This is a genomic window from Streptococcus sp. 544 (genome assembly GCF_013277385.1).
Lineage (GTDB): Bacteria > Bacillota > Bacilli > Lactobacillales > Streptococcaceae > Streptococcus > Streptococcus mitis_BA.
In genome coordinates this window covers 1-25,101 of sequence record NZ_VMMU01000019.1, presented here as the reverse complement: position 1 = coordinate 25,101, position 25,101 = coordinate 1, and the positions used below count along the sequence as shown (strand labels likewise).

Below are 25,101 nucleotides of genomic sequence, written 5' to 3'. Positions count from 1 at the left end.
ATATATGGAACAAAAAATATTATATTTCCTTGTCATCATAGTAGCTAATGCAATAGGGGCGGTATCCGGTATGGGAGGAGGCGTTATTATAAAACCGGTACTTGATTTTATTGCATGGGATAATGTGGCAACTATTTCTTTCTATTCCTCTGTTGCTGTATTTGTTATGTCAATTTCATCAACAGTCAGACAGATTCAGTCTGGTCAAAAGTTAAAAGTTATGGAACTAAGTTATCTTGCTATAGGTTCTATTTTTGGAGGATATATAGGTAGTCTACTATTTGACTGCCTTTTAGTTTTATCTGGGTCAAGAATAGCACAATTTGTTCAAGTAATTATCACAGTACTTATGTTGCTATTTGCTTTATTGGCTTCAAAAAAGTTTTTTAAACAATATAATTTTATTCACAAGACATGGTATTTTTTCTGTGGTTTTTTATTGGGAGCTATATCTAGTTTTTTAGGGATTGGTGGTGGTCCAATCAATGTATCTTTTTTTATAATTTTATTTGGATTACCTATAAAAAAAGCGACAGTTTATTCTATTGCCACTATTTTCTTCTCTCAACTTTCTAAAATTATTTCGTTAGTGTTGATTTCTAAATTTAATCAGTATGATAGCCGTATGCTTATGGTGATTATCATTGCTGCTATTTTTGGAGGAATTTTTGGAGCTAAATTCAGTAAAATTCTATCAGAAGATAAAATTGCGATAGTTTTTCAACTGGTTGTTGTCGCTGTTTTAGCATTAAATATTTATAATTTATTTGCAGTGGTTTTAGAGTAGATTTTGCGCGCTAATATAAAAATGAAAATTTAAAATGATATATATTAAAAATTGAAAGGGAAGTCATGAATCGATTTATAAAAAAATTATTTTTGAAAAATGATCACAACTCCGAAAACAGAAGTTAAAAAACGAACGAAAAGTATTCTAAGCTTTTTAAGAATGCAATTCGTTCGTTTAATTTTGTTCTTAAATTTTGTCGCTAATTATTTTGATTATGTCAAAATAATACTTTTTTGAAATATTCTTTTTCGGACTATTACTCTATAAAAGGAACTTTCTTATGATATTGAAGGTTAGGGTCTAAAGTATGGTATACTATAAAGTAGATTAAATAGTAGACGAGAAAAGGAAAACTATGTACGAATATTTAAAAGGAATCATTACCAAAATCACTGCTAAATACATTGTTCTTGAAACCAACGGTATCGGTTATATCCTGCATGTGGCCAATCCCTATGCTTACTCGGGACAGGTCAATCAGGAGGCTCAGATTTATGTGCATCAAGTCGTGCGTGAGGACGCTCATCTGCTTTATGGATTTCGCTCAGAAGACGAGAAAAAACTCTTTCTCAGTCTGATTTCGGTCTCTGGGATTGGTCCTGTATCAGCTCTTGCTATTATCGCTGCTGATGACAATGCTGGCTTGGTTCAAGCCATCGAAACCAAGAACATCACCTACTTGACCAAGTTTCCTAAAATTGGCAAGAAAACAGCCCAGCAGATGGTGCTGGACTTGGAAGGCAAGGTAGTAGTTGCAGGAGATGACCTTCCTGCCAAGGTGGCAGTGCAAGCAAGCGCTGAAAACCAAGAACTGGAAGAAGCTATGGAGGCCATGTTGGCACTGGGCTACAAGGCAACCGAACTTAAGAAAATCAAGAAATTCTTTGAAGGAACGACAGATACAGCTGAAAACTATATCAAGTCGGCTCTTAAAATGTTGGTTAAATAGGAGCAGAGCATGACAAAACGTTGTTCGTGGGTCAAGATGACCAATCCTCTCTATATCACCTATCATGATGAGGAGTGGGGGCAGCCCCTCCATGATGACCAAGCATTGTTTGAGTTGTTGTGTATGGAAACTTATCAGGCAGGCCTGTCTTGGGAAACGGTGCTCAACAAACGTCAAGCTTTCCGAGAAGCATTTTATGGCTATCAAATTCAAGCGGTCGCAGAAATGACCGATACTGAATTGGAAGACTTGCTGGATAATCCAGCCATCATCCGAAATAGAGCCAAGATTTTTGCTACACGCGCTAACGCCCAAGCCTTTCTACGATTACAGGCAGAATATGGCTCTTTTGATGCCTATCTTTGGTCTTTTGTTGAGGGGAAAACTGTCGTTAATGATATTCCTGATTATCGCCAATCCCCAGCTAAAACCGCTTTGTCTGAGAAATTAGCCAAAGATCTCAAAAAACGAGGCTTCAAGTTCACAGGCCCAGTCGCCGTCTTGTCTTTTCTACAGGCTGCAGGGCTAGTTGATGACCACGAGAATGATTGTGAGTGGAAAAGCAGCAATTAGTGAGTATAGGTAATTAGAATATCTGAGAATATAGAAAAAAGCTGAGAAATTTTTCCCAGCTTTTTATATATACTATTAGATTTGTTAGAGTGAAGTCAAAAAAGTGATTCCACCTAAAATAACACCAGCTGAATTTGGAATGATTAGTATCCAATCCTTCTTAGGTTCCTTTGTCCATCCATAAATAACCCAGATTAAGCAAGATATAGCAGCTGATAAAGGTTGAAATGGTTGAGCTTTATTTCCCTGTAAATTAGCGATAATTTGAGGTATGTAGGCAATAAATACTATAATTCCAATAAAGGCACCAATAGAACCTACGATTCGATTAATTTTTTGTTTTGTCATATACACCTCCTTCAAAAGGATAACATAGAAATTAGCGAAATGCAATAAATTCAGATACAAATTGTAACGAAAACGAATACAAAAGCACAAAAATAGAGAAACTATTTATTTTTTGTTATAGTCAAAGCGAATGATTTGCTCCTTTGCATCTACATAGGCGTGAACTCCGAAGGGGACAATTGCTCTTGGAGTTGCGTGGCCGACATTCAAATTATAGACAATCGGGATATTGCTATCAATGATATCCAATAGTGCCTCTTTATAGTCGTCATAGAAAGTTTCATCCATAGGTTTTCCGACCAAGAGTCCACTGATTACCTCGAATATACCATTGTCCTTTAAAGTCCGTAACATCTTTTTGAAGTCTTCCGGCTCAGGCTTTTCTTCGCTTGTTTCTAGCAAGAGGATTTTTCCTTCCCAGTCTGACAAGTCAGGGAAAAGTTTATATTTTTGGCAGAGCTCCGTGCTATCTGTGTATCGAGAGTTGTCAAAGATATCGTAGAGGGATTCGAGGCAACCACCGAGGATTTTTCCCTCGAACTGGGCATTTCCTTGCAATAATTCAAAACCGGTATTTTCATGACTGACACGAGGTGTCCCCAGAGCCTTGGGACTGAAGTCAGTTCGTTCCTCATACCAAACGTCACTAGGGCGGATTTCTGAGATTCTTCCCGTCTCAATCAATTCTTTGAAGTAGTGAAGGCTATAGGGCAACATCTCCTTGTCCAATTCACAAATGTCTGCTAAGAAGGATTGACCGTAAAAAGTCTTGATTCCTAGTTTATGCAACATGAGATGGTTCATGGTTGTATCCGAGAAGCCAAGAAAAATTTTTTGTTTGATAACCTTTTGGAGTTGGTCATTTTTAAAAAGATAAGGTAGCAAGCGATAGGTATCGTCCCCACCGATGGCGCATAGGATTATGTCGATGCTATCATCAGAAAAGGCATGAATCAAGTCCTCTGCACGCGCTTCAGGATGGTCCTTGATAAAGTCTAATCCATTTAGCGAATGGGGTAAAAAGATAGGATTGAGTCCCAGCTCCTTGAGACGTTGGACACCCAAGTCCACTTCGTGTTTGACAAAGTCTTCTCCGATAATGCCACTAGACAAACTAACAATACCAATAGTAGAAATCATATCTCATCCTCCTAGAAATAGATTGATACTCTTCGAAAATCTCTTCAAACCACGTCAGCTTTGCCTTGCCGTACTCAAGTACAGCCTGCGGCTAGCTTCCTAGTTTGCTCTTTGATTTTCATTGAGTATGAGCCTATTTTATCACAAAAGATTAGATAGAGCTATGTGGATGTCAGAAGAATACTTTAAAATCAAAAAAGTAAGTGAAAAAGCAACCGCACCTGCAGTTGCTTTTATCGTTTTCTTATTCTTAATAACGTGTTGGTCCTGCACTTGCGCTGCGGATATTCAAGCGTTTCTTGAGATAGAAGCGAAGGGCTAGGAGGGCTGCTCCGATAATAGCGAGTGGCAATGGAGCAAGTACTGGGTTAAGGCTAGCTGGTAGGAAGCTTGTTGCAAAGAAGACAAGCAACCAAAGGAACATAGAAGCTAGGATAACCAGTACAGATTTCCAGAAAGGTGGACGTTGACTGCGATCCATATCTGGTCCATAGTATTGGTAAACAAAGTAGTACATCAAGTAGAAGGCAAATCCACCAACCAGTCCAACTAATAGGAGGGTAATCAAACCATAGCCGAGAGCTTGGTCTGCCGCAAAGAAGGTTGTGAGAGCGCTGACGAGGGCAAAGAGGCTAGTGATGAAAAGAGCTGAGTCCATAATCATGAGTTTTGGATCATCATTTTCTTTTGGATGCTCTTTTTCATATTGTTCCTTGACAGTGAAGCTGTGTGCCCAGTGGGTCGGTGCGCCATAGAGGGAACGAGCAGTCGTACCCTTGGCTTGCTCTTCAAGGATTTGGGGAATAACTTCCTCAAAAATAGCCTTGATTTCAGCATCTGTTTTTCCATCTTTGATGAATTGTTGGGTAGCGATGTGGACAAATTCTTGGTTTTTCTTAGTTAATTTTTGTAGATCAATCTGAGACATAGGAACTCCTCTTAGAACCATTTTTTATGGATGAGATAGAGAGTGAGCGAGACACTCATAGCAAAGGCGATAAAGACGATTAACCAGAAGGCATTTGGCTCTCCGTTTAGGGGGATTTCATTATCCTTAAAGTTCATACCGTAGGCAGAAAAGACCATGGTTGGGATGGACATGACGATGGTCACCAGGGCCAAGGTTTTCATGATGTTGTTCTGGTTGTTAGAAATGATAGAGGCGAAGGTCTCTGTCATAGAATGCAAGACGTTTCCATAAATGTCTGCCATCTCGATGGCCTGTTGGGTTTCAATCAGGGTATCTTCAAGCAGGTCTTCGTCTTCAAGGTATTTCTTGATATTGCTGGTTGAGCTGGTCAATTTTTTAATCACACGCTCATTTGTTTTGAGGGAAGCCTTGAAATAGACGATGGTTTTTTCCAATTCCATGAGCTCAATCAATTCTTCATTACGAGTTGATTGATGCAGTTGACTTTCGATTTGCTCACTCTTACGGTCAATCGAACGAAGGGCTGTTAGGTAAAGCTCTGCATTGCGATAGAGAATTTGGAAGATAAAACGCGAACGCATGAAGGTGTAGAAATTACGCAAGCGACGGTTGATAAAGACATCGAGGACAGGTAATGGTTCCAAACACGTAGTGATAATGGTTTCCTCGGTGATGATAATACCAAGCGGGATGGTGACGTAGTAGGTGCGGTTATTTCTTTCTTCTGTGACCGGCACGTCTACGATAATCAGGGTGTACTCGTCTTCAATGGTAATACGAGACATTTCTTCCGCATCGAGCGGTGCTCGAAGGTCGGCGATATCAATATCGAAGGCGTTGGCGATTTCGAGTGATTCATTTTGAGTTGGATTAACGAGATTGATCCAAGTACCCGGTTCAAGCGTATCGATCTCTTTAAATTCAGTTGTTGTAGAGAGAAAAACTTGTTTCATATCCCTTATCCTTTCTCATTTTTCAGATTTTTTCACACCGTACTATTATACTACAAAATCGGCCTTTTGGGTAATAGAATCTCACTTTTTTTGGTATAATGGTAAGCAATAATGGACTAGAAAGAACAAAGATGCAAGATAAAATTGTCATTCATGGGGCGCGTGCCCATAATTTAAAAAATATTGATGTGGAGATTCCGCGAGACAAGCTGGTTGTAGTGACTGGCTTGTCAGGTTCAGGGAAATCCAGTCTGGCCTTTGATACCCTCTATGCGGAGGGACAACGTCGCTATGTAGAGAGTTTGTCAGCCTACGCTCGTCAATTCTTAGGAAATATGGAGAAGCCGGATGTAGATGCTATTGATGGTCTCAGCCCAGCTATTTCCATTGACCAAAAAACGACTAGTAAAAATCCTCGCTCGACGGTGGGAACAACGACTGAAATCAATGACTATCTGCGTCTCCTCTACGCACGTGTGGGGACGCCTTACTGTATCAACGGGCATGGAGCTATCAAGGCCTCTTCTGTGGAGCAAATCGTGGATAAGGTTTTAGAATTGCCTGAACGCCAGCGCTTGCAGATTTTGGCCCCTGTCATCCGCAAGAAAAAAGGCCAACATAAGAGTGTTATCGAGAAGGTTCAGAAAGATGGGTATGTTCGTGTCCGTGTGGATGGGGAAGTCTATGATGTGACCGAAGTGCCAGAGTTATCTAAGAGCAAGCAACACAATATTGATGTCGTGGTTGACCGTATTGTTATCAAGGAGGGTATCCGTAGTCGTCTCTTTGATTCCATTGAGGCTGCCCTTCGTATTGCAGAAGGTTATGTCATTATCGACACTATGGACGACTCTGAGTTGCTGTTCTCTGAGCATTATGCCTGTCCAGTTTGTGGTTTTACCGTACCAGAGTTAGAGCCTCGTCTCTTCTCCTTCAATGCTCCTTTTGGTTCTTGTAGTGAGTGTGACGGCTTGGGCATCAAGCTGGAGGTGGATACTGATTTGGTAGTACCAGATGCCAGCAAAACCTTACATGAGGGAGCCTTGGCTCCTTGGAATCCTATCTCATCCAACTACTATCCAAACATGCTAGAGCAGGCTATGACAGCTTTTGGAGTGGATATGGATAAGCCTTTTGAGGACTTGTCAGAAGAGGATAAGAACTTGATTCTCTATGGGTCAGATGGCAAGGAATTCCATTTCCACTATGAGAATGAATTTGGTGGCGTGCGTGATATCGACATTCCTTTTGAGGGAGTTGTCAATAATATCAAGCGTCGCTACCATGAGACCAATAGTGACTACACGCGCACCCAAATGCGCCTCTACATGAATGAGCTGACCTGCGGAACTTGTCACGGCTATCGTCTCAATGATCAGGCCTTGTCTGTCCGTGTGGGTGGCGAGCAAGGGCCACATATCGGAGAAATCTCAGATCTGTCTATCGCAGATCACTTGAACTTGGTAAGCCAGTTGACTCTATCTGAAAATGAAGCCATCATTGCTCGCCCTATTCTCAAGGAAATCAAGGATCGTTTGACCTTCCTTAATAACGTGGGTCTTAACTATCTAACCCTGTCACGTTCAGCAGGAACCCTTTCAGGTGGGGAAAGTCAGCGTATTCGATTGGCAACACAGATTGGTTCTAACCTATCAGGCGTCCTCTATATCCTAGATGAGCCGTCAATCGGTCTTCATCAGAGGGATAATGATCGCCTGATTGCCAGTCTCAAAAAGATGCGTGATTTGGGCAATACTCTCATTGTGGTGGAACACGACGAAGATACCATGCGTGAGGCGGATTATCTGATTGACGTTGGTCCCGGTGCCGGTGTTTTTGGTGGGGAGATTGTTGCTGCAGGTACTCCCAAGCAAGTGGCTCGCAACAGCAAGTCTATCACAGGTCAGTACTTGTCAGGCAAACGTGCCATTCCAGTGCCAGACGAGCGCCGTACCGGAAATGGTCGTTTTATCGAAGTGACAGGAGCGCGTGAGAACAACCTGCAAAATGTCACAGCTCGCTTCCCACTAGGAAAATTCATCGCGGTGACAGGTGTGTCAGGTTCAGGGAAATCGACCCTAATCAATAGCATTCTCAAAAAAGCTATTGCCCAGAAGCTCAACCGTAATTCAGACAAGCCTGGTAAATTCAAGACCATCACAGGGATTGAGCATGTAGACCGCTTGATTGACATTGACCAGAGTCCAATTGGACGGACGCCGAGGTCCAACCCAGCTACCTATACAGGAGTTTTTGACGATATACGTGACCTCTTTGCCCAGACAAATGAAGCTAAGATTCGAGGCTACAAGAAGGGTCGTTTCAGTTTCAACGTCAAGGGTGGTCGCTGTGAAGCCTGCTCAGGTGACGGGATTATCAAGATTGAGATGCACTTCTTGCCAGATGTTTATGTAGCTTGTGAAGTCTGCCACGGAACCCGCTACAACAGTGAAACCCTAGAAGTCCACTACAAGGAAAAAAATATCTCGCAGGTCTTGGACATGACTGTTAACGACGCGGTAGAGTTCTTCCAACACATTCCGAAAATTCAACGCAAACTCCAGACCATCAAGGATGTGGGGCTAGGCTATGTGACGCTAGGGCAACCTGCTACCACCCTTTCTGGGGGGGAAGCCCAGCGTATGAAACTGGCTAGTGAACTTCACAAACGATCGACAGGAAAATCTTTCTACATTCTGGACGAGCCGACGACAGGGCTTCATACCGAGGATATCGCTCGTTTGCTTAAAGTCTTAGCTCGCTTTGTAGACGATGGCAATACAGTCCTCGTCATTGAACACAATTTAGACGTTATCAAGACAGCAGACCATATCATCGACTTGGGACCTGAGGGCGGTGTCGGTGGTGGAACCATCATCGCAACAGGAACTCCAGAAGAAGTAGCGGCCAATGAAGCCAGCTACACAGGACATTATTTGAAAGGAAAGTTACATCATGAATAAACGTGTACAAGCATTTCTAGCTAAAATGCAAGAAAAAGAACTAGATGGTATCATCATCAATAACCTTAAAAACGTCTATTACCTGACTGGTTTTTGGGGCTCAAACGGAACAGTCTTTATCAGCCGTGACCGTCAGGTCTTGGTGACAGACTCTCGCTATATCATTGCAGCCAAGCAAGAAACCAGTGGTTTTGAGATTGTGGCTGACCGTGATGAATTGGCTGTCATTGCAGGCATTGTTAAGGATATGGGCTTGTCTCGAATCGGTTTTGAGGACGAGATTTCAGTCTCTTATTATCACCGTATGCAGGCAGCCTTTGAAGGAATTGACTTGCTTCCACAAACTCAGTTTGTAGAAGGTCTCCGAATGATTAAGGATGAAGCGGAGATTGCAGCTATTCGCAAGGCTTGTTCTATCTCAGACCAAGCTTTCCGCGATGCGCTTGACTTTATTAAGCCAGGAAAGACTGAAATTGAGATTGCCAACTTCCTTGACTTCCGCATGCGTGAGTTGGGAGCTTCAGGCCTATCATTTGATACTATTTTAGCAAGTGGCATCAACTCTTCGAAACCTCATGCCCATCCTATGCATAAACCAGTTGAGCTAGGAGAAGCCATTACTATGGACTTCGGTTGCCTTTATGACCACTATGTCAGTGATATGACACGGACTATCTATCTAGGGCATGTTAGCGACGAGCAAGCAGAGATTTACAATACGGTTTTGAAAGCCAACCAAGCCTTGATTGACCAGGCTAAGGCAGGATTAGGTTTCCGTGACTTTGACAAAATCCCTCGTGATATTATCATCGAGGCAGGCTATGGCGACTACTTTACCCACGGTATTGGACACGGTATTGGACTGGATATCCATGAGGAACCATACTTTAGCCAGACTTCTACAGAAACTATTAAGGCAGGTATGGCCTTGACAGATGAGCCAGGTATCTATATCGAAGGCAAATATGGCGTTCGTATCGAGGATGATATCCTGATTACAGAGACAGGTTGTGAATTATTGACCCTTGCTCCAAAAGAGTTGATAGTTATTTAAGAGTTAAACAACTCAAATGATTGACTTTTAAATTTTAAAGGTTTATACTGAAAGACGAAAACGGTAGGTGAGGCTACCATAGGGATACGGATGACTACCGCAAAGCAGTGGAGACACTACTCGTTGGTCAACAGTCCTGGTCGCGAAGGCCAAGACTAAGCTCATTACATTGCCCTATGGAGTTAAAGCTTGAACGAAAAACAGATAATTAGTTTTTTAATCCTGCCATTTTATGGTGGGATTTTCTACTGTTTAAATCAAAGAAAGGAGATAAACGATGCAAATTGACGATCATCCGGAACCGCACATACACAGCCAATCGCTGATTTGTGTCGTTCTGCCCTTATAAAGTGATTGGTCTCTGTGTATGAAACACATCATTCATACAGATAGGAGAAACCAATGAAAACTACAAAAGAAAGATTAGCAACAGCTATTCATACATCTTTAAACGAAACTCTATCTTTTTATAAGACAAGTCTAACAGGCTTGACTGAGGAGCAGGTGGAGAAAAATCGTGACCTATATGGCGAAAATACCATCACAAAGGGTCAAGAAGACAGTATCCTCAAAAAGATTTACGAATCCATTATCAATCCTTTTACGATCATCTTACTGGTCATCGCCGTGATTTCCTTGGTGACCAATGTCTGGTTGGCAAAACCAGGTCAAGAGGATCCGACGACTTCTATTATCATCGTTGTCCTAGTCCTCATTTCTGGTGGCATACGCTTTGTCCAAGAACTCCGTAGTGATAAGGCTGCGACCAATCTATCAAAAATGATTGTCAACACAGCGACTGTCATTCGTCAAGGAGAAATCCAAGAAGTACCTATCGATGATTTGGTAGTGGGTGACGTGGTTAAATTAAGCGCTGGAGATATGATTCCAGCAGATCTTCTTTTATTTGAGTCGCGCGATTTCTTTGTACAACAGTCAGGCTTGACAGGTGAAAGTGAATCGGTTGAAAAATTGGCCTTGACCAAGGCAACAGTTCAACAATCTGATAGTCTGCTAGAAGCAGAAGCGCTCGCCTTTATGGGAACCAATGTCTTGTCTGGTAGTGCCAAGGCCGTGGTTTTAGCAGTTGGTGATGATACCATGATGGGGGCCATTGAGCAGACTTTGAACACCTATGACGAGCCTACTTCGTTTGAGCGGGAAATGAATAGTATTTCGTGGCTCTTGATTCGTTTGATGCTGGTCATGGTGCCCATCGTTTTCTTGTCCAATGGTTTAACAGATGGCGACTGGTTGGAAGCTGGCGTATTTGCTTTGAGTGTTGGTGTTGGGCTTACACCTGAGATGCTTCCTATGATCATCACGGCCAGTCTAGCAAAAGGCTCCATCATTATGGCCAAGGAAAAAGTGGTTATCAAGAAACTCAATGCCATACAGGACTTAGGGGCGATTGATATTTTGTGTACAGATAAGACAGGGACTCTAACCCAAGACGAAATTGTCCTTGAATATCCCTTGGACATCCACGGACGCTTGGATTTGACCGTCTTGAGACGAGCTTATCTCAATTCTTATTTTCAAACGGGCTTGAAAAATTTGATGGACAGAGCCATCATCAAACGGACTGAAAAGGAAGCAAAAGAACACGCCCTCTTGCAAAATCTGGCTCGAACTTTTCAAAAAATAGATGAGCTTCCCTTTGATTTTGAACGTAGACGTATGAGTGTTATCGTTAAGGATGAACACGAAGTTGTTAGTTTGGTAACCAAGGGTGCCCTAGAGGAAATGCTGACGATTTCCAGTTATGCGGAATACCAAGGAGTGATTACTCCCTTGACAGATGTTATTAGAGAAGAAATTTTAGCAGAAGTCAGACAACTAAATCAACAAGGTTTGCGTGTCTTGGGAGTGGCCTATAAGTCAGGTTTGAGGGAAGGTCATGCCTATACAGTTGATGACGAAGGGGACATGATTCTAACTGGTTATTTAGCCTTTCTAGATCCACCAAAACCATCTGCTGCACCAGCAATTAAGGCTCTGTTAGAACATGGAGTTCAAACAAAAATTTTGACGGGAGACAACGAAAAAGTTACCCAAGCAGTTTGTGAAAAGGTTGGTTTGGATATCAATCAGATGCTGTTGGGGTCCGAAATTGATCAGATGAGTGATCAAGAATTGGCTCAAGCCGTGGAGGAGGTAACAGTCTTTGCCAAACTTTCTCCTGACCAAAAAGCAAGGATTATTTTGCAATTTAAGACTAATGGTCATGCTGTAGGCTATATGGGGGATGGAATCAATGACGCTCCTTCTATGAAAGTTGCAGATGTGGGAATTTCTGTTGATACAGCAGTAGATATTGCTAAAGAAACAGCTGATGTTATCCTGCTTGATAAGGATCTCATGGTGCTTGAAAAAGGACTTGTTGAAGGGCGTAAGGTCTATGCCAATATGACCAAATATATCAAAATGACAGTGAGTTCTAATTTTGGAAATATCTTATCCCTATTGGTATCTGGAATCTTTTTGCCATTTTTACCAATGGCACCAGTCCATTTGATTATCCTAAATCTAGTCTATGATTTGTCTTGTATTGCCTTGCCTTTTGACAAGGTGGATAAAGATTTTTTGAGAAATCCGCATACTTGGGAAGCCAAGTCTATCACACGTTTCATGGTTTGGATGGGGCCTATCTCTTCTGCCTTTGATATTTTGACCTTTATTTTGCTCTATTTTATCATTGTACCCATGACGACAGGTCAAGCCTATGTTCATGGAGCGGAGTCTGCCGTAGGATTTATTGTCTTGTTTCAGACAGGTTGGTTTATCGAGTCCATGTGGTCACAGACCATGGTTATCCATATGCTGCGTTCAGCCAAAATTCCCTTTTTACAAAGTCGTCCAGCTTGGCTAGTTCTTGTGACAACCTTATTGGCTGCAGCCTTTGTGACCTTCCTTCCCTACAGTCCACTCGCAATCCTACTTCATCTAACCCCTTTAAAATCGATTTATTTCATCTTTTTACTTTTCATCATTATTTTGTATATGATTAGCGTGACAATTGTGAAAAAAATCTATATCAAGAAATATAAAGAATGGCTGTAAATTTCATTTTGTCAAGAAAAAAGTACGAAAATGACGAAAAAAGTCAAAAAAATTTAAAAATAGGTCGCAAGTCGGATGTTTTTTATGGTATAATAGACTAAACTGATAGTAACATGTAGCGAAAGGGGTAGGTACATGATTAAAATTTATACAGTCTCAAGTTGTACTAGCTGTAAAAAAGCAAAAACCTGGCTCAATGCCCACCAGTTAAGTTATAAAGAACAAAATCTTGGTAAAGAAGGAATTACGCGAGAAGAATTACTGGATATTCTAACCAAAACAGATAACGGAATAGCCAGCATCGTTTCATCTAAAAATCGCTATGCCAAAGCCCTTGGAGTGGATATCGAAGATTTGAGTGTCAATGAAGTCCTCAATCTGATTATGGAAACACCGAGAATTTTAAAGAGCCCAATCCTTGTAGATGAAAAACGCCTGCAAGTTGGCTACAAGGAAGACGATATTCGTGCCTTCCTACCACGCTCTGTCCGTAATGTAGAAAATGCAGAAGCACGTTTACGTGCAGCTCTATAAACATCAAGGCTGGGAGCAACTCCCAGTCTTATTTTAATTTCAAAAAGAAAGAAGAAAGAAATGAAAAAAATTGTTCTTGTTAGTCTAGCTTTCCTTTTTGTCCTGGTTGGTTGTGGACAGAAAAAAGAAACTGGACCAGCTACAAAAACAGAAAAGGATACGCTTCAGTCGGCATTGCCAGTTATTGAAAATGCTGAGAAGAATACAGTTGTAACCAAGATTTTGGTTTTGCCGAAATCAGATGATGGTAGCCAGCAAACCCAAACCATTACTTACAAAGACAAGACTTTTTTGAACCTAACCATCCAACAAAAACGTCCAGTCTCAGATGAGTTGAAGACTTATATTGACCAACATGGAGTGGAAGAAACTCAGAAAGCTCTTCTTGAGGCGGAGGAGAAGGATGAGGCTATCATAGCAGCTCGTAAATTAGCAGGCTTTAAGCTTGAAACAAAACTATTGAGTGCAACGGAACTTCAAACAACGACTAGTTTTGATTTTCAAGTTCTGGATGTCAAGAAGGCTTCTCAGTTAGAATATTTGAAGAACATTGGCTTGGAAAATCTTTTGAAAAATGAACCAAGCAAATATATTTCAGACAGATTGGCAAATGGTGCGACAGAACAATAGAAAATCCAAATAAATAGACTGCCTGAATTGTAGAACGTAAGGAATTATGCTATAATGGTACTATTCTAAGGAAAGAGGGTGTTAGAATGGGATTTACTGAAGAAACAGTACGTTTTAAATTGGACGATTCCAATAAAAAAGAAATTAGCGAAACTTTGACTGATGTCTATGCTTCGTTGAACGATAAGGGCTACAACCCAATCAACCAAATCGTAGGTTACGTATTGAGTGGAGACCCTGCCTACGTTCCTCGTTATAATAATGCACGAAATCAAATCCGTAAGTATGAGCGTGATGAAATCGTTGAGGAATTGGTCCGCTACTACCTTAAAGGACAAGGAGTCGATCTATAACCTATGAGAATTATGGGATTGGATGTCGGTTCAAAAACGGTAGGGGTGGCCATCAGTGATCCGCTCGGTTTTACAGCTCAAGGACTTGAAATTATCCAAATCAATGAGGAGCAAGGGCAATTTGGTTTTGACCGCGTTAAGGAGTTGGTTGATACGTACAAGGTGGAACGATTTGTAGTGGGCTTGCCTAAAAACATGAACAATACAAGCGGACCGCGCGTGGAAGCTAGTCAAGCCTACGGAGCGAAGTTAGAAGAACTTTTTGGTTTACCAGTAGACTATCAGGATGAACGCTTGACAACAGTGGCTGCTGAGCGCATGTTGATTGAACAAGCAGATATCAGCCGTAACAAGCGCAAGAAAGTCATTGATAAGTTAGCAGCTCAGCTGATTTTACAAAATTATTTAGATAGAAAATTTTAATATAAAGGAGAGGCTATGTCACACGATCATAACCACGACCACGAAGAACGTGAACTCATCACACTAGTAGATGAGCAAGGGAATGAAACCTTGTTTGAAATCCTTTTGACGATTGATGGAAAAGAAGAATTTGGTAAAAACTATGTTCTGCTAGTACCAGTTAACGCAGAAGAAGATGAAGACGGACAAGTTGAAATCCAAGCTTACTCATTCATCGAAAACGAAGATGGAACAGAAGGCGAATTGCAACCAATCCCAGAAGACTCAGAAGACGAATGGAACATGATTGAAGAAGTCTTTAACAGCTTTATGGAGGAGTAAACACGTCCAGTGGATGTGTTTAGCCCTGCGCTAGAAATTAGAAACGCAGGCACATCCAGTGAACATTTTTACCCCAGTTCCTTTAAATAAGAGAGAACTGGTAAATCTGGGAGACTGTATCAGCCCAACTCCCAGAAATTGGGAAGAGTTGGAATGTCCTGTGGACGTTTTTAGCCCAAGTTAATATTCATAGTTGCTAGTGATTAGCTAACCAGGTAAGAGGTCGGGACGAAAATCCTGACCTCATTTTTTGTTATCTACGGAATTTTGCTAGATAATTGATTAGACTTTTGTCAAGGAGATGTATATGTTTGAAGTAGAAGAATGGCTCCATAGTCGGATTGGTTTGAATTTTCGATCAGGTTTGGGCCGAATGCAAGAAGCGGTGGATTTGTTAGGAAATCCTGAGCAGTCTTACCCTATTATCCACGTAACAGGGACTAATGGGAAAGGATCTACCATTGCTTTTATGAGGGAGTTATTTATGGGGCATGGCAAAAAAGTTGCGACCTTTACCTCCCCTCATATCGTCTCTATCAATGATCGAATCTGCATTAATGGGCAACCTATAGCAGACACAGACTTCATCCGTTTGGCCGAGCAGGTCAAGGAGATGGAGAAAACGCTTCTGCAAACCCATGATCAGTTGTCCTTTTTTGAATTGCTGACCTTGATTGCTTTTCTCTATTTTAGGGAGCAAGAGGTGGACTTGGTTTTATTAGAAGTGGGAATTGGCGGCTTACTTGACACGACCAATGTGGTAACTGGAGAGATTGCTGTCATCACCTCCATGGGGCTTGACCATCAGGAGACCTTGGGCGATAGTCTAAAAGCAATCGCAGAGCAGAAAGCTGGTATTTTCAAGGCTGGGAAGAAGGCAGTGATTGCGAAATTGCCTCCAGAAGCTAGGCTTGTCTGTCAGAAAAAAGCCGAATCTTTAGCTGTTGACCTTTATCAGGCGGGCCAAGATTTTTCAATGCTGAATGGGGATTTTTCAAGTTCTTTGGGAACTTTTTCACAGTTGAAAATAGGTTTAGAAGGAGCTTATCAGCAGGAAAATGCGGCCTTGGCGTTGCAAACTTTTCTTATCTTTATGAGGGAAGAAAAGGAAGCTGTTGATGAGCAAGCTGTAAGACAGGCATTGGAGAAGACCTGTTGGGCTGGCCGTTTGGAGCGTATTCGTCCTCGGATATACTTGGACGGTGCCCATAACCTCCCTGCCTTGACTCGCTTGGTTGAATTTATCAAAGAAAAAGAGCAGGAAGGTTATCGTCCCCAAATCCTCTTTGGGGCCTTGAAACGCAAGGATTATCAGGGAATGTTGAGTTATCTGACTGAAAATTTACCTCAGGTGGAACTCAAGGTGACTGGTTTTGACTATCAAGGTTCTCTGGACGAGACAGATGTAACAGGTTACGATGTAATTCCCTCTTACCGAGAATTTATTAGCAGTTTTGAAGAAAGAGCAGATGCTCAGGATTTGTTATTCATTACAGGATCTCTCTATTTTATCTCAGAAGTACGGGGCTACCTGCTGGATCGTGAGCAGATAAATTGACCTCTTCTTTTGTCTTTGTTATACTAGATGAATTGCTGGCTAAGGAAAAATCTATTTCTTTAGCATGGCAAGAGAAAGGACATTTATTATGACATTCAAAACAGCAGCACTTTCTATTATTTCTTTAGCGAGTGTATCTTTGCTAGTTGCTTGTTCCCAAAGAACACAACCAGTTCAACAGCCTGTGGCTCAGCAGCAGGTCCAACAACCTGCTCAACAACCTGCTCAACAGAATACCAATACTGCAAATGCAGGGACTAATCAAAATCAAGCGGCTCCAGTACAGAACCAACCTGTTGCTCAACCGACTGATATTGATGGGACTTATACAGGCCAAGATGATGGAGACCGTATCACTTTAGTGGTCACTGGAACGACTGGTACGTGGACTGAGCTCGAATCTGACGGGGATCAGAAAGTCAAACAGGTTACATTTGATGCAGCAAATCAACGCATGATTATTGGCGATGATGTCAAAATTTACACTGTAAACGGTAATCAAATCATCGTAGATGATATGGATAGAGACCCATCGGACCAAATCGTTTTAACTAAATAAGACTATGCAAGTAGGAAGGGCTGGATTTTTCAGCCTTTTTACTTTTACCTAGAAAATAATCATAAATACTTGCCTTCTGTCGAATACCTGAGTTATACTAGTATCAATTACTTGTTTTTAGCATTCATACTCTTCGAAAATCAAATTCAAACCGCGTCAACGTCGCCTTGCCGTACTCAAGTACAGCCTGCGGCTAGTTTCCTAGTTTGCTCTTTGATTTTCATTGAGTATCAAAATATCAAGGAGGGGATATGAAATATAGAAAATTTCAATTATTGATGTCCAAGTATGGCTTTAGTCTTTCGATTATGCTACTTGAACTTTGTCTGGTTTTTGGTCTCTTTCTTTATTTAGGACGCATGGCTCCCATTTTATGGATTACTGTCCTCATTCTACTGAGTATCATCACAATCATTTCGATAGTCAACCGTAATACGACTCCTGAGAATAAGGTAACCTGGTTATTAGTAGCCTTTGTACCAGTATTTGGCCCCCTGCTCTATCTGATGTTCGGGGAAAGGCGATTGTCCAAAAAAGAAATCAAACAACTGAAGAAGCTAGGCTCCATGCATTTCCAAGAAGCAAATAGCCAGCTACTAAAAGAGGAATTAAAAGAAAGTGACAAGGCAGCTTATGGCGTCATCAAGTCCTTGTTGAGTATGGATACCAATGCTGATGTCTATGATCAAACTGCCTCTACATTTTTTCCTAACGGAGAAGCTATGTGGAAAAAGATGGTAGAAGATCTTAAAAAGGCTGAGAAATTTATCTTCTTGGAATATTACATTATAGAAGAAGGTTTGATGTGGAATCGTATCCTAGAAATCTTGGAGCAAAAGGTCGCTCAAGGCATTGAAGTTAAACTGCTCTATGATGATATTGGCTGTATGGCTACTTTAACAGGAGATTATGCACATCGACTTCGTCAGCTGGGCATCGAGGCCCATAAATTCAATAAAGTTATTCCTCGTTTGACAGTAGCCTATAATAACAGAGATCATAGAAAAATATTGATTGTTGATGGTCAGATAGCCTATACTGGTGGGGTCAATCTGGCAGATGAGTATATTAACCACGTCGAGAGATTTGGTTATTGGAAGGATAGTGGAATTCGCTTAGACGGACTAGCGGTAAAAGCCCTGACACGCTTATTTTTAACCACTTGGTACATCAATCGAGGAGAGATTAGTGATTTTGATCAATATCATTTAGAAAATCATTCTATCCCAAGTGACGGTTTAACCATTCCATACGGAAGTGGACCCAAGCCAATTTTTCGAACGCAGGTAGGGAAAAAGGTTTATCAGAGTTTGATCAATCAAGCAACGGAATCGGTCTATATTACGACACCTTATTTGATCATAGACTATGATTTAACGGAGACAATCAAAAATGCTGCTATGAGAGGGGTCGATGTTCGGATTGTTACCCCTTACATACCAGATAAGAAGTTCATTCAGTTAGTCACAAGAGGCGCTTATCCAGACCTTCTTTCTGCTGGTGTTCGAATTTATGAGTATAGTCCAGGTTTTATTCATAGTAAGCAGATGTTGGTAGACGAAGATTTTGCGGTGGTGGGGACAATCAATCTCGACTACCGAAGCTTGGTACACCATTATGAAAATGCAGTCTTACTCTATAAAACTCCCTCTATAATGGAAATCGCCCGAGATTTTCAAAATATATTTGCAGATTCTCAGGAAGTTTATCCCCATTCTATCAAAACGAGCTGGTATCAAAAACTTGTAAAAGAAATCGCCCAGTTATTCGCCCCAATCTTATAAGAAATCTAGGACTTAGGAAATGACCGAGTCCTCTTTTTCTTGCTTTTTACGAATAGAAAGATATAGGGGAGGGACGATGCTGACTCAGAAAGAATTGGATTATATCATAACATTTAAACAGACACATTTACACCGTTTTCGGGAAATTGAAACCTTTGTGAAACTATGCAAAAAATCACTCAAACAGCCATCGCAAGCTGACAATCCTAGGACTTTTTGATATACTAAGACAGATAAATTGAATAGGAGAAACGATATGAGTGTGTATGGTAGAGTAGAAGAAGTTCATCAGGAGAATCGTGAACCTCTAGAATACCAAATCAAACAAGAATCGCATCATCGTGAATCAAGTCGTCTTCCTTTGGTGAAAATTTTACTATGGAGTACGCTTGTAACGGGGATAACTCTAGGAGTACCGCTATTACTCGATTTAATGAGTGCACAGGAAGTGCAGGATTTTTATACAGGTTGGGCCCTTCATCAGGCAGGGAAGATTTACAGCGATTATTATGGAAGTCAAGGTTTGCTTTATTATTTGCTGACTTACGTGACTCAGGGCGGATTTTTCTTTGCCATCTTTGAGTGGTTAGCCTTGGTAGCAGGAGGATTTTTCCTCTTTAGATCAGCGGATACCTTGACAGAGCAAGGAGAGCAAGCTGGACAAGTGGTGACTATTTTTTACATGCTAGTTACAGGTCTTGCTTTTGGTGGAGGCTATGCGACTCTTTTAGCGCTTCCTTTCTTATTCGCGGCCTTTAGTTTAGTTGCGGCTTATCTAAGCAATCCAAGCCATGATAAGGGATTTATACGGATTGGGCTGGCTTTGGCGGGAGGATTTTTCTTTGCCCCCTTGTCATCGCTCCTGTTTATTGCTGTAGTGAGTTTAGGCTTGTTGGTCTTTAACCTTGGGCATAGACGCTTTGCGCATGGGTTTTATCAGTTTCTTGCAGTGGCTTTAGGTTTTTCACTTATCTTTTATCCAACTGCCTACTATAGTGTTGCAACAGGAAGTTTTGGGGATGCCATTAGTGGTATTCGTTATCCTATTGACAGTATTAGCTTTGATTTCACTTCTAAAATTTTAGAGAATATGGCTTTTTATGGCTTGTTGTCCCTTGGTTTGGGATTTGTGGTTTGTATCTTTTTAGGTCTCTTTCAATCCAAGCCCTCTAAACTATACGTCATTTCGGTTCCTGCAAGTCTTGTGACAATTTTAGGTTTGATTTTGCTTTTCTTTTCACAAGAGCCTCTGCACGCTTCTTATTTGATGGTCGTCTTCCCTGTTTTCCTACTTTTATTGGTAACCAATATTAAGAGTCAACAGAGGGGGCGTAGTGTTAGAAGAAGACGAAGAGAAACGCCAGTTAGCCTATGGAGTCGTTTTTTTAAAGGAAATCTATATCTGCCAGTTTTAGGGCTTGTCTATCTTTTGACTGTTCCTTTTTTGATGAAGTTTGTCCTTTATCCGGTACCTTATCAAGAACGTAATCGTCTTGCTGATTTGGTAAAAGAGGAGACAAATACGGAAGATGCTATCTATGCATGGGATGATACTGCGACTCTTTATCGTAAGAGTGAGCGCTTGTCGCCATCGGCGATTTTGTCTCCCGTGCACTATACAGCAACTGAGGAAAACCGGAATAAGCTACTCAATGACTTGAAAGAAAAACAACCTAAGGTGATTGTGGTGAATGACAAGGTGCCAGTCTGGTCTGAAGTGGAAACACTCTTAAAAGAAAATTACCAACCAGTAAAGACGGATTACTCAGAGTTTAAAGTCTATAAAATTAAATAACCAAATCAATATCTTGTGTATTTTTAAAAATTTTAGGATTTTTAACACAAGATATTGATTTTTCTTTTTAGAGTGGTATAATACTTTTTAGAAAGAACATTTTAGAAAAGAGAATGCATATGATTGCACTAGAAGAAAAAATTACAATTTTGCCAACTCTCTTCGTCGAGAAACGAGATGGGAGACGTGTTGTATTTGATGTGGACAAGATTGACAAGGCTCTCCACAAGGCGGCAGACAAGGTTATGGATGTGACACCCTTGGTCGAAAAACGCCTCAATGCTCTGACCGAGCGAATTGTCACAGAAATTCATAGTCGCTTTCCACAGGGGGTTAAGATTTACGAAATTCAAAATATTGTAGAACATGAACTCCTTGAAGCCAAAGAATATGCGCTGGCTGAGGAGTATATTACTTATCGGACGCAGAGGGATTTTGAGCGCTCAAAAGCGACAGATATTAACTTTAGTATCCATAAACTACTCAACAAAGACCAAGCAGTTGTCAATGAAAATGCTAATAAAGACAGCGATGTCTTTAATACCCAGCGTGATTTGACAGCAGGGATTGTTGGGAAATCAATCGGACTGCAAATGCTGCCTAAGCACGTAGCCAATGCCCACCAAAAGGGAGATATCCACTATCACGATTTGGACTACAGCCCCTATACCCCTATGACCAACTGCTGTTTGATTGACTTTAAAGGTATGTTGGAAAATGGTTTTAAGATTGGAAATGCAGAGGTAGAAAGTCCCAAGTCTATCCAGACTGCGACAGCTCAGATTTCCCAAATTATCGCCAACGTTGCTTCTAGCCAGTACGGTGGCTGTTCAGCTGACCGTATCGATGAAGTTTTGGCGCCTTATGCAGAGAAGAACTATCAAAAACATCTCAAAGATGCAGAAGAGTGGGTATTGCCTGAAAAACGAGAAGATTATGCCTGGAAGAAAACCCAAAAAGACATCTATGATGCCATGCAATCTCTTGAGTATGAAATCAATACTCTCTTCACTTCAAATGGACAAACACCTTTTACTTCGCTAGGTTTTGGTATGGGAACCAGTCGTTTTGAACGAGAAATTCAAAAAGCTATTTTAAACATTCGCATCAAGGGGCTTGGTTCGGAGCATCGTACAGCCATCTTCCCTAAGCTCATCTTTACGCTGAAAAGAGGCCTTAACTTGGAAGAAGGGACTCCCAACTACGACATTAAGCAGTTGGCTCTTGAGTGTGCAACCAAGCGGATGTACCCAGATGTTTTGTCCTATGATAAGATTATCGAGTTGACAGGTTCTTTCAAAGTTCCTATGGGATGTCGTTCGTTCCTTCAAGGATGGAAGGATGAAAATGGTGTAGAAGTCAATTCAGGTCGGATGAATCTAGGCGTTGTGACGGTTAACCTGCCTCGTATTGCCCTCGAGTCTGAGGGCGACATGAATAAGTTCTGGGAAATCTTCAACGAGCGTATGAATATCGCTGAGGATGCTCTGGTTTACCGTGTCGAACGAACCAAGGAAGCGACACCGGCAAATGCTCCTATTCTTTATCAGTACGGTGCTTTTGGCCATCGTCTAGGTAAAGAAGAGAGTGTTGACCAGCTCTTTAAGAATCGTCGTGCAACCGTTTCGCTGGGCTATATCGGCTTGTATGAAGTAGCGACAGTTTTCTTTGGAAATAGCTGGGAACACAATCCAGAAGCCAAGGAATTCACGCTAGACATCATTCGAGATATGAAACGCCGTGTAGAAGAGTGGTCAGACCAATATGGTTATCATTTCTCTATCTACTCAACACCGTCCGAAAGCTTGACAGACCGTTTCTGTCGATTAGATACAGACAAGTTTGGCTCTATTCCTGATATCACAGACAAGGAATACTACACCAACTCTTTCCACTACGATGTTCGTAAAAATCCAACACCGTTTGAAAAATTGGACTTTGAGAAAGTCTATCCAGAAGCAGGTGCGTCAGGTGGTTTCATCCATTATTGTGAGTATCCAGTTCTTCAACAAAATCCTAAGGCCCTGGAAGCTGTCTGGGACTATGCCTATGACCGTGTGGGATATTTGGGGACCAATACACCAATAGACCGTTGCTACAAGTGTGACTTTGAAGGGGATTTTGAACCAACTGAGAGGGGCTTTGCTTGTCCAAACTGTGGCAATAGCGATCCTAAAACAGTAGACGTTGTTAAACGGACTTGTGGCTATTTAGGTAATCCTCAAGCGAGACCTATGGTCAATGGGCGTCACAAGGAAATCGCAGCGCGTGTCAAACATATGAATGGTTCAACGATTAAAATAGCTGGGCATCAAGTAACAAATTAGAAAGAAATGAAATGGGAAAATATCAATTAGACGATAAGGGGCGTGCACAAGTGACCCGTTATCACGAGAAACACTCTAAAGGTGGAGCTGGTAAAAAAGAACGCTTGCTCAACCTCAAAGAACAATTTTTAAACAAGAATAAGAAAAAATAAAAGTGATACTCAATGAAAATCAAAGAGCAAACTAGGAAGCTAGCCGCAGGTTGCTCAANNAGAGATTTTCGAAGAGTATGAGAGTCAGCTCTCACTTTTCTAATAGTGGGAGGTAAGGATGGAACTACGAAGACCAAGATTAGCAGATAAAGAAACAGTTTTAGAGATGATGGCAGAGTTTGAAAAGAGCCAATCAGCCCATGATGGAGGATTTTGGGATACAGAGAACTTTGTGTATGAAGAGTGGTTGGAAACAAATATGCAAAAAGAGATGGGAATAAACTTGCCTGAAAATCGTGTTCCTTCTATTCAATTTGTATCATTTGATGATGTAGGTCGTGCTCTAGGATTTTTGAATCTGCGATTGAGACTGAATGAGGGGTTACTGAATTATGCTGGCCACATTGGCTACTCCATTCGTCCATCAGAAAGAGGCAAGGGTTATGCTAAGGAAACTCTCCGTCAGGGCTTGCAAGTTGCTAAGGGAAAGAACATCAAGAGAACTCTTGTGACCTGTAGCGTAAATAATCCTGCTAGCAGAGCAGTCATTCTAGCAAATGGTGGGCTCATTGAGGATGTTCGTAATGGTGTGGAGCGTTATTGGATAGAGGTAGCGAATGAATAATCCAAAACCACAAGAATGGAAAAGCGAGGAACTCAGTCAAGGGCGTATCATTGACTACAAGGCCTTTAACTTTGTGGATGGAGAAGGTGTGCGGAACTCCCTCTATGTATCAGGCTGCATGTTTCACTGCGAGGGGTGCTATAATGTAGCTACCTGGTCCTTCAATGCTGGCATTCCCTATACAGCAGAATTAGAAGAACAAATCATGGCAGACCTTGCCCAGCCCTATGTTCAAGGATTGACCTTGCTGGGAGGGGAGCCCTTTCTTAATACGGGGATTCTCTTGCCACTCGTTAAGCGGATTCGGAAGGAATTACCAGATAAAGATATCTGGTCTTGGACGGGCTATACATGGGAAGAAATGATGTTGGAGACACAAGATAAACTGGAACTCTTGTCACTGATTGACATTCTTGTCGATGGACGATATGATCGAACTAAGAGGAATCTCATGCTCCAATTTCGAGGTTCTTTCAATCAACGAATTATCGATGTTCAAAAATCCCTCAAAAGTGGGCAAGTAGTGATTTGGGACAAACTTAATGACGGAAAAGAAAGCTATGAACAGGTGAAGAGAGAATGAAGAAAAAAGACCTGATAAAACAACTGGTTTCAGAGATAGAAGCTGGAAAAGTTAGGACACTGGGGATATACGGTCATGGGGCTTCGGGTAAATCAACCTTTGCCCAGGAATTGTACCAATCTTTAGATTCTACTACAGTGAATTTGCTAGAAACAGATCCTTATATCACTTCAGAACGTCATCTGGTAGTACCAAAGCAAGCACCAGATCAAAAGGTGACAGCTTGTCTGCCAGTGGCGCATGAATTGGCGAGTTTGCGGAGAGATATCCTTGCCTTGCAGGCAGGTATGGATATCTTAACAATTGAAGAACCTTGGAAGGCTAGTGAGGTCTTGTCTGGAGCAAAGCCAATTCTGATTGTCGAAGGGATGTCTGTTGGCTTTTTACCCAAAGAACTCTTTGACAAAACCATCTGTTTCTACACGGATGAGGAGACCGAATTAAAAAGGCGTCTAGATCGAGATACGACAGTGAGAAATCGCGATGCATCCTTTATATTGGCTAGCCATCAGATGAGACGGGAGCAGTATCTGCGATACTATAAAGAAACTGAGTCAAGGGCGGACATTCTAGTGGACCAATCAGAAGATAAATTTGATGCCAAGAGGAGTCAGTTTATATAGAAGAAAATCCCTAATTTTAAAAAGAAAAAATAGGAAAACAGTTTCATTGTAAAAAAAGGTAAATTCCCAA

The 25,101-nt window shown here is 41.4% G+C and carries 24 protein-coding genes and 1 riboswitch; of the genes, 20 read left to right on the top strand and 4 right to left on the bottom strand.

Features of this window, described 5'->3' with window-relative positions; translation table 11 throughout:
• The first annotated feature begins 4 nt into the window (after positions 1–4).
• The 3 genes from HT728_RS08025 (at position 5) to HT728_RS08015 (ending at position 2,312) form a co-directional block, all read left to right on the top strand.
• Positions 5–787 (top strand): sulfite exporter TauE/SafE family protein, encoded by a 783-nt coding sequence (locus tag HT728_RS08025; protein ID WP_050242630.1) that lies wholly within the window; start codon positions 5–7, stop codon positions 785–787.
• Positions 788–1,145: 358 nt separating this feature from the next.
• On the top strand, positions 1,146–1,739 hold the full coding sequence (gene ruvA, locus HT728_RS08020; protein WP_000273417.1) for a Holliday junction branch migration protein RuvA: 594 nt from the start codon (positions 1,146–1,148) through the stop codon (positions 1,737–1,739).
• Positions 1,740–1,748: 9 nt separating this feature from the next.
• Entirely contained in the window at positions 1,749–2,312 is a 564-nt protein-coding gene (locus tag HT728_RS08015) for a DNA-3-methyladenine glycosylase I (RefSeq protein WP_173234719.1), read from the top strand.
• A gap of 84 nt (positions 2,313–2,396) precedes the next feature.
• Here HT728_RS08015 and HT728_RS08010 read toward each other — a convergent pair whose 3' ends face one another.
• From HT728_RS08010 to HT728_RS07995, 4 genes are all read right to left on the bottom strand, one after another.
• Positions 2,397–2,660: a SemiSWEET family transporter gene (locus HT728_RS08010; RefSeq protein WP_000166114.1), complete on the bottom strand. Its 264-nt coding sequence runs from the start codon at positions 2,658–2,660 to the stop codon at positions 2,397–2,399.
• 105 nt (positions 2,661–2,765) lie between these two features.
• The gene (locus HT728_RS08005) at positions 2,766–3,800 is read right to left on the bottom strand and encodes a S66 peptidase family protein (protein ID WP_173234717.1); all 1,035 of its coding nucleotides are present in this window, start codon (positions 3,798–3,800) and stop codon (positions 2,766–2,768) included.
• Between the two features lie 250 nt (positions 3,801–4,050).
• Complete coding sequence (locus tag HT728_RS08000; RefSeq protein WP_069289084.1) at positions 4,051–4,728, bottom strand: DUF1129 domain-containing protein; 678 nt, start codon at positions 4,726–4,728, stop codon at positions 4,051–4,053.
• 11 nt (positions 4,729–4,739) lie between these two features.
• Complete coding sequence (locus tag HT728_RS07995; RefSeq protein WP_000815623.1) at positions 4,740–5,684, bottom strand: magnesium transporter CorA family protein; 945 nt, start codon at positions 5,682–5,684, stop codon at positions 4,740–4,742.
• Positions 5,685–5,815: 131 nt separating this feature from the next.
• On the opposite strand from HT728_RS07995, the gene uvrA reads away from it, so the two are divergent.
• From uvrA to HT728_RS07910, 17 genes are all read left to right on the top strand, one after another.
• Complete coding sequence (uvrA, locus tag HT728_RS07990) at positions 5,816–8,647, top strand: excinuclease ABC subunit UvrA (RefSeq protein WP_173234714.1); 2,832 nt, start codon at positions 5,816–5,818, stop codon at positions 8,645–8,647.
• Positions 8,640–9,701, top strand: coding sequence for a Xaa-Pro peptidase family protein (locus HT728_RS07985; protein WP_061758925.1), 1,062 nt, complete (start codon positions 8,640–8,642; stop codon positions 9,699–9,701). Before uvrA ends, HT728_RS07985 begins: the two co-directional genes overlap by 8 nt.
• A 57-nt stretch (positions 9,702–9,758) precedes the next feature.
• Positions 9,759–9,909: riboswitch (M-box (ykoK) riboswitch) on the top strand.
• A 194-nt stretch (positions 9,910–10,103) separates the two neighbouring features.
• The gene (mgtA, locus tag HT728_RS07980; protein WP_173234712.1) at positions 10,104–12,764 is read left to right on the top strand and encodes a magnesium-translocating P-type ATPase; all 2,661 of its coding nucleotides are present in this window, start codon (positions 10,104–10,106) and stop codon (positions 12,762–12,764) included.
• 135 nt (positions 12,765–12,899) lie between these two features.
• The gene (gene spx, locus HT728_RS07975) at positions 12,900–13,298 is read left to right on the top strand and encodes a transcriptional regulator Spx (RefSeq protein ID WP_000591165.1); all 399 of its coding nucleotides are present in this window, start codon (positions 12,900–12,902) and stop codon (positions 13,296–13,298) included.
• 60 nt (positions 13,299–13,358) lie between these two features.
• A complete protein-coding gene (locus HT728_RS07970; protein WP_173234710.1) occupies positions 13,359–13,928 on the top strand; it encodes an SP0191 family lipoprotein in 570 nt (189 codons plus the stop codon).
• An 86-nt stretch (positions 13,929–14,014) separates the two neighbouring features.
• Entirely contained in the window at positions 14,015–14,281 is a 267-nt protein-coding gene (locus HT728_RS07965) for an IreB family regulatory phosphoprotein (RefSeq protein WP_000507059.1), read from the top strand.
• A 3-nt stretch (positions 14,282–14,284) separates the two neighbouring features.
• Positions 14,285–14,704 carry a Holliday junction resolvase RuvX gene (ruvX, locus tag HT728_RS07960; protein WP_004239076.1) on the top strand — a complete coding sequence of 140 codons (420 nt, stop codon included), beginning with the start codon at positions 14,285–14,287 and terminating at the stop codon, positions 14,702–14,704.
• Positions 14,705–14,719: 15 nt separating this feature from the next.
• Entirely contained in the window at positions 14,720–15,025 is a 306-nt protein-coding gene (locus HT728_RS07955; RefSeq protein ID WP_000017620.1) for a DUF1292 domain-containing protein, read from the top strand.
• A gap of 307 nt (positions 15,026–15,332) precedes the next feature.
• Positions 15,333–16,583 carry a folylpolyglutamate synthase/dihydrofolate synthase family protein gene (locus HT728_RS07950; RefSeq protein WP_173234708.1) on the top strand — a complete coding sequence of 417 codons (1,251 nt, stop codon included), beginning with the start codon at positions 15,333–15,335 and terminating at the stop codon, positions 16,581–16,583.
• 88 nt (positions 16,584–16,671) lie between these two features.
• Positions 16,672–17,142 (top strand): SP_0198 family lipoprotein, encoded by a 471-nt coding sequence (locus HT728_RS07945; RefSeq protein ID WP_240148985.1) that lies wholly within the window; start codon positions 16,672–16,674, stop codon positions 17,140–17,142.
• 251 nt (positions 17,143–17,393) lie between these two features.
• The gene (cls, locus tag HT728_RS07940) at positions 17,394–18,926 is read left to right on the top strand and encodes a cardiolipin synthase (RefSeq protein WP_000877327.1); all 1,533 of its coding nucleotides are present in this window, start codon (positions 17,394–17,396) and stop codon (positions 18,924–18,926) included.
• A 256-nt stretch (positions 18,927–19,182) separates the two neighbouring features.
• Positions 19,183–20,721, top strand: a complete 1,539-nt coding sequence (locus tag HT728_RS07935; RefSeq protein ID WP_173234705.1) for a damage-inducible protein CinA — start codon at positions 19,183–19,185, stop codon at positions 20,719–20,721.
• A 119-nt stretch (positions 20,722–20,840) separates the two neighbouring features.
• Positions 20,841–23,048 carry an anaerobic ribonucleoside-triphosphate reductase gene (gene nrdD, locus HT728_RS07930; protein ID WP_173234704.1) on the top strand — a complete coding sequence of 736 codons (2,208 nt, stop codon included), beginning with the start codon at positions 20,841–20,843 and terminating at the stop codon, positions 23,046–23,048.
• Between the two features lie 11 nt (positions 23,049–23,059).
• On the top strand, positions 23,060–23,200 hold the full coding sequence (locus HT728_RS07925) for a hypothetical protein (protein ID WP_000521615.1): 141 nt from the start codon (positions 23,060–23,062) through the stop codon (positions 23,198–23,200).
• 118 nt (positions 23,201–23,318) lie between these two features.
• Positions 23,319–23,825, top strand: a complete 507-nt coding sequence (locus HT728_RS07920; RefSeq protein WP_173234703.1) for a GNAT family N-acetyltransferase — start codon at positions 23,319–23,321, stop codon at positions 23,823–23,825.
• Entirely contained in the window at positions 23,818–24,408 is a 591-nt protein-coding gene (gene nrdG / locus HT728_RS07915) for an anaerobic ribonucleoside-triphosphate reductase activating protein (protein WP_173234701.1), read from the top strand. Before HT728_RS07920 ends, nrdG begins: the two co-directional genes overlap by 8 nt.
• Positions 24,405–25,031 (top strand): phosphoribulokinase, encoded by a 627-nt coding sequence (locus HT728_RS07910; RefSeq protein ID WP_173234699.1) that lies wholly within the window; start codon positions 24,405–24,407, stop codon positions 25,029–25,031. The genes nrdG and HT728_RS07910 overlap by 4 nt, the downstream gene beginning before the upstream one ends.
• The last annotated feature ends 70 nt before the right edge of the window (positions 25,032–25,101 follow it).

Coding starts and splice junctions, on each gene's coding strand:
- HT728_RS08025 (WP_050242630.1), top strand. CDS start 5: ATGGAACAAAAAATATTATATTTCCTTGTCATCATAGTAGCTAATGCA.
- ruvA (WP_000273417.1), top strand. CDS start 1,146: ATGTACGAATATTTAAAAGGAATCATTACCAAAATCACTGCTAAATAC.
- HT728_RS08015 (WP_173234719.1), top strand. CDS start 1,749: ATGACAAAACGTTGTTCGTGGGTCAAGATGACCAATCCTCTCTATATC.
- HT728_RS08010 (WP_000166114.1), bottom strand. CDS start 2,660: ATGACAAAACAAAAAATTAATCGAATCGTAGGTTCTATTGGTGCCTTT.
- HT728_RS08005 (WP_173234717.1), bottom strand. CDS start 3,800: ATGATTTCTACTATTGGTATTGTTAGTTTGTCTAGTGGCATTATCGGA.
- HT728_RS08000 (WP_069289084.1), bottom strand. CDS start 4,728: ATGTCTCAGATTGATCTACAAAAATTAACTAAGAAAAACCAAGAATTT.
- HT728_RS07995 (WP_000815623.1), bottom strand. CDS start 5,684: ATGAAACAAGTTTTTCTCTCTACAACAACTGAATTTAAAGAGATCGAT.
- uvrA (WP_173234714.1), top strand. CDS start 5,816: ATGCAAGATAAAATTGTCATTCATGGGGCGCGTGCCCATAATTTAAAA.
- HT728_RS07985 (WP_061758925.1), top strand. CDS start 8,640: ATGAATAAACGTGTACAAGCATTTCTAGCTAAAATGCAAGAAAAAGAA.
- mgtA (WP_173234712.1), top strand. CDS start 10,104: ATGAAAACTACAAAAGAAAGATTAGCAACAGCTATTCATACATCTTTA.
- spx (WP_000591165.1), top strand. CDS start 12,900: ATGATTAAAATTTATACAGTCTCAAGTTGTACTAGCTGTAAAAAAGCA.
- HT728_RS07970 (WP_173234710.1), top strand. CDS start 13,359: ATGAAAAAAATTGTTCTTGTTAGTCTAGCTTTCCTTTTTGTCCTGGTT.
- HT728_RS07965 (WP_000507059.1), top strand. CDS start 14,015: ATGGGATTTACTGAAGAAACAGTACGTTTTAAATTGGACGATTCCAAT.
- ruvX (WP_004239076.1), top strand. CDS start 14,285: ATGAGAATTATGGGATTGGATGTCGGTTCAAAAACGGTAGGGGTGGCC.
- HT728_RS07955 (WP_000017620.1), top strand. CDS start 14,720: ATGTCACACGATCATAACCACGACCACGAAGAACGTGAACTCATCACA.
- HT728_RS07950 (WP_173234708.1), top strand. CDS start 15,333: ATGTTTGAAGTAGAAGAATGGCTCCATAGTCGGATTGGTTTGAATTTT.
- HT728_RS07945 (WP_240148985.1), top strand. CDS start 16,672: ATGACATTCAAAACAGCAGCACTTTCTATTATTTCTTTAGCGAGTGTA.
- cls (WP_000877327.1), top strand. CDS start 17,394: ATGAAATATAGAAAATTTCAATTATTGATGTCCAAGTATGGCTTTAGT.
- HT728_RS07935 (WP_173234705.1), top strand. CDS start 19,183: ATGAGTGTGTATGGTAGAGTAGAAGAAGTTCATCAGGAGAATCGTGAA.
- nrdD (WP_173234704.1), top strand. CDS start 20,841: ATGATTGCACTAGAAGAAAAAATTACAATTTTGCCAACTCTCTTCGTC.
- HT728_RS07925 (WP_000521615.1), top strand. CDS start 23,060: ATGGGAAAATATCAATTAGACGATAAGGGGCGTGCACAAGTGACCCGT.
- HT728_RS07920 (WP_173234703.1), top strand. CDS start 23,319: ATGGAACTACGAAGACCAAGATTAGCAGATAAAGAAACAGTTTTAGAG.
- nrdG (WP_173234701.1), top strand. CDS start 23,818: ATGAATAATCCAAAACCACAAGAATGGAAAAGCGAGGAACTCAGTCAA.
- HT728_RS07910 (WP_173234699.1), top strand. CDS start 24,405: ATGAAGAAAAAAGACCTGATAAAACAACTGGTTTCAGAGATAGAAGCT.